At 73.4% G+C, this 3649-nt stretch carries 3 protein-coding genes; 2 read left to right on the forward strand and 1 reads right to left on the reverse strand.

Annotation, left to right across the window (positions count from 1 at the left end):
• Positions 1-1377, forward strand: a 1377-nt coding sequence (locus GKQ77_RS29685; RefSeq protein ID WP_219692208.1) for an aminotransferase-like domain-containing protein, incomplete at its 5' end; no start/stop codon positions are given.
• 232 nt (positions 1378-1609) lie between these two features.
• Here the strand turns inward: GKQ77_RS29685 and GKQ77_RS29690 are convergent.
• Positions 1610-2083 carry a carboxymuconolactone decarboxylase family protein gene (locus GKQ77_RS29690; protein WP_219692209.1) on the reverse strand — a complete coding sequence of 158 codons (474 nt, stop codon included), beginning with the start codon at positions 2081-2083 and terminating at the stop codon, positions 1610-1612.
• Between the two features lie 265 nt (positions 2084-2348).
• On the opposite strand from GKQ77_RS29690, the gene sigJ reads away from it, so the two are divergent.
• Entirely contained in the window at positions 2349-3317 is a 969-nt protein-coding gene (sigJ, locus tag GKQ77_RS29695) for an RNA polymerase sigma factor SigJ (protein ID WP_219692210.1), read from the forward strand.
• Positions 3318-3649 lie beyond the last annotated feature (332 nt).

Raw genomic sequence — 3649 nt, forward strand, 5'->3', positions numbered from 1 at the left:
GCTGATGAGGTGGCCCGGGAGATCGAGAGCGGGGCGCTGCGGGGCGGGGAGCGGTTGCCGACGCAGCGTGCCTTCGCCCGGCGGCGGGGGATCGCCAACTCCACGGCCATCCGGGTCTACGGAGAACTGGCGCGGCGGGGTCTGGTCGTCGGCGAGGTGGGGCGCGGCACGTTCGTCAGGGCGGCGGCGCCGCATCCGGGCGGGGCGGCGTTGACGGAGAGGGCGGAACCGGAAGGGCGGGCGGAGCTCCCGGAGCCCCCGGAGTTCCCGGAGTTCCCCGTCAATCTGGAGCTGAACTACCCCGTAGTGGAAGGCCAGTCGGCGCTGATGGCGCGCGCCCTCGCGCCTCTGTCCCGGCCGGACGTGCTGCTGGAGGCCACCCGTACCGCAGCCCCGGACGGCACCCCCGACGCACGTGAGGCCGCCGCCTCCGTGCTCGCCCGCGGCGGCTGGCGCCCGGAGCCGGGGCAGGTGCTCTTCGCCGGGAACAGCCGGCAGGCCATCGCCGCCGCGCTCTCCTCACTCGTCCGCCCGGGTGGCCGCGTCGGCGTCGAGGAAGTCACGTATCCCCTGGTGAGAGCCATCGCCGACCAGCTCGGCCTGCGGCTTGTGCCGATCGCCATGGACGAGCAGGGCATGCTGCCCGCCGCGCTCGCGGACGCCCACCGTGGTTCTCCCCTCGCCGCCGTCTACGTACAGCCGACCCTCCAGAACCCGCTGTCGATCACCATGGGGGAGGCGCGGCGGCTCGAACTGGCCGAGGTGGTAGGCGGATTGGGGTGTCACGTCGTCGAGGACGGTACGTGGGGGTTCCTCGCGCAGGACGCGCCCGCGCCGCTCGCCGCGCTGCTGCCCGAGCGCGTCATCCTCGTCGACAGCCTCTCCAAACGGCTTGCCCCCGGCCTCACCCTCGGCATGCTCGCCGTGCCACCCGCCCACCTCGATGCCCTCGCGCGCAGTCTGCGGTCCGGGGCGTGGACCGCGGGGGCCTTCGGGCTCGAGGCGGCCGTGCGGTGGGTCGGGGACGGGACCGTGGAGACCCTGGTCGCCGCCAAGCGGGCCGACGCGGGCGTGCGGCACGAGATCGTGCGGGCGGTGCGGGGGCGGCTGGCCGCGGCGGGGGTGAAGGGACGTATCCGCACCGACCCCCGCTCCTACTACTGCTGGTGGGAGCTGCCCCCGCCGTGGCGCGCCGAGACCTTCGTCGCGGCGGCGGCCGCGCGCGGCATCGCGGTCACGCCGGGCCCCGCCTTCGCCGTCGGTGGCTACCGCGCGGCGGACGCGGTGCGGATCGGGCTCGCCTCGCCGCCTACGGACGTCCTCGCGGCGGCGCTGGACACGCTCGCCGCGCTGGCGGCGGAGGGGCCGCAGGCCTAGCACCGGCCGGGGCTGGGGGCCTTCGGCCGGTGCGGGTGCGGGTGCGGGTTTCGGGTCACGGGCGCCGGTTCATGCGCGCCGGTTCACGCGCCCCGGACGACCGCGATGTCGAACTCCAGTGTGACCTTCGGGCTGATCAGGGCCAACTCCCCCTCCAGCGCCAGTGGCTGCGCGATCACACCCGAGCTGAACGTGACCCTCCAGGTGCGCGCCGCCCTCCGGGTCGTCGGGGTCATCCGAACTGGCCGGGCTGGTAGTCGCCCGCGGGCTGCTGGGTGATGACGTTCAGCCGGTTGAAGGCGTTGATGAGGGCGATCAGTGACACTAGTGCGGCGAGCTGGTCCTCGTCGTAGTGCTTGGCGGCGTCCGCCCACGCCTCGTCGGTGACGCCGCCGGCCGCGTCGGCGATGCGGGTGCCCTGTTCCGCCAGCTCCAGGGCGGCGCGCTCGGCGGGCGTGTACACGGTGGCCTCGCGCCAGGACGCGACCAGGTTGAGGCGGACGAAGTTCTCCCCGGCCTGCGCGGCGTCCTTAGTGTGCATGTCCACGCAGAAGCCGCAGCCGTTTATCTGGCTGGCGCGGAGGAGTACCAGTTCCCGGGTCGTGGCGGACAGCGACGACTCCGCGATCGCCTGCCCCGCTGAGGCGAGCCGCTTCACAGCCTTCGCCGCGACCGGGTTGGTGTGGATGTTGAGACGGGCGTCCATGGGGTCTCCCTTGTGGGTGGGGCGCGGTGGTGGCGCGGCTGGCGCGGTGGTCGTTCGCCGCGGTCGGTCGAGTGCGTTTCAGGAGTACGACGAGATGGGTCGGCGGAATGTGAGGTGGGCCGCCCGCCTTCCGCCCGCTTCTCTGCCCGCCCGGCCGCGTCACATTTCGGAGGGCTGTCCCGTCGTACTGGTGAGCCAGTGAGCCAGTGAGCCAGTGAGTCCGCGCGTGCGTGCGTGCGGGCGCGGCCAAGGGAGCAGCTACGCCATGAGGATCCAGTCCGAGCCGAACGAGCTGGCCGAGCCGACTGTGCCGAACGAGCCGAACGAGCCGAGCGACCCGGCCCTGAGCGCGGTCACGAGTGAGCGGCGCCAGCTGATCAATCTCGCGTACCGGCTCCTCGGCTCCCTCGCGGACGCCGAGGACGTCGTGCAGGAGACGTACGCCCGTTGGTACGCCATGTCCCCGGAGCAGCGGGCGGCGATCGACTCCCCCGGCGGCTGGCTGACGAGGGTCGCGAGCCGCGTCTGCCTCGATCTCCTGCGCTCGGCGCGGGCGCGGCGGGAGAGTTACGTGGGGGAGTGGATTCCGGAGCCGGTGCCCGATCACACGGAGTGGGTCGGCGGGCGCGGGGGCGGTGCGACGGTCGATCCGGCCGACCGGGTCACGCTCGACGAGTCGGTCAACATGGCGTTCCTCGTCGTACTGGAGTCGATGACTCCGGCCGAGCGCGTCGCGTTCATCCTGCACGACGTCTTCCGTTACTCCTTCGGCGAAGTGGCCGAGATCGTCGGCCGGACGCCGGGGGCCTGCCGGCAGCTGGCCTCGTCGGCGCGGCGCCGCGTCCGCGCGTCGCATGCCGCCGAGGTTCCGACTCCGGCGGCCCGGCGCGTACGCCTCGTGAGGGACTTCAAACGGGCGTGGGAGGCGAAGGACATCGATGCCCTCGTCGGGCTCCTCGACCCCGCCGCCATCGGGCTCTCCGACGGCGGAGGCCTGGTCAGCGCGGCGCCGCCCACGGGTGGCGGTGAGCGGATCGCGCGCTTCCTCGTCGCCGTCTCCGGTGCGGCGGACCTGGTGTTCCTGGAGCGGACGGTCAACGGCCAGCCCGGGCTCGTGGTCCAGCAGGGCGGCGTCACCAGGTCGGTGATGGCGTTCGACTTCGCCGGCGATCGGATCAAGGGCTTCTGGGCGGTACGGAATCCCGAGAAGCTGCAGGCTTGGGGGGTGTGCTGAGGCAGGCGGGCAAGCGGGCAGGCGGGCCGGCCGGCTCCGGGCGGCTTGTTCGCGGCGGCCGAGGGGCCGGCCGGATCGCGGGCAGGACAAGAGCCCCGGTCGGTCACCTCTGCCGACCGAGGCTCTCTCTCTGCCCCCGGACCCGACCGCGGCGGCGACACTCCCCCGAGCTACGCGCATTGCGCGAGTACCGGCGGGCCAGGTCCGATGCGGTGATCACATCAGGCGCCGCCAACAGATCGCTAACATATGGCCAACGGTCGGCCGATAAGCGACGGTCGGTACGGGGAGACGGCGTGAGTGAGCGGGGCGAACTGCGGTCCGGGCGGGGG

This window comes from Streptomyces anatolicus (assembly GCF_019400875.1).
GTDB lineage: Bacteria > Actinomycetota > Actinomycetes > Streptomycetales > Streptomycetaceae > Streptomyces > Streptomyces anatolicus.

Bases quoted from the DNA above. Each gene is read 5' to 3' on its own strand.
- GKQ77_RS29690 (WP_219692209.1), bottom strand. From the start codon at position 2,083: ATGGACGCCCGTCTCAACATCCACACCAACCCGGTCGCGGCGAAGGCT.
- sigJ (WP_219692210.1), top strand. From the start codon at position 2,349: ATGAGGATCCAGTCCGAGCCGAACGAGCTGGCCGAGCCGACTGTGCCG.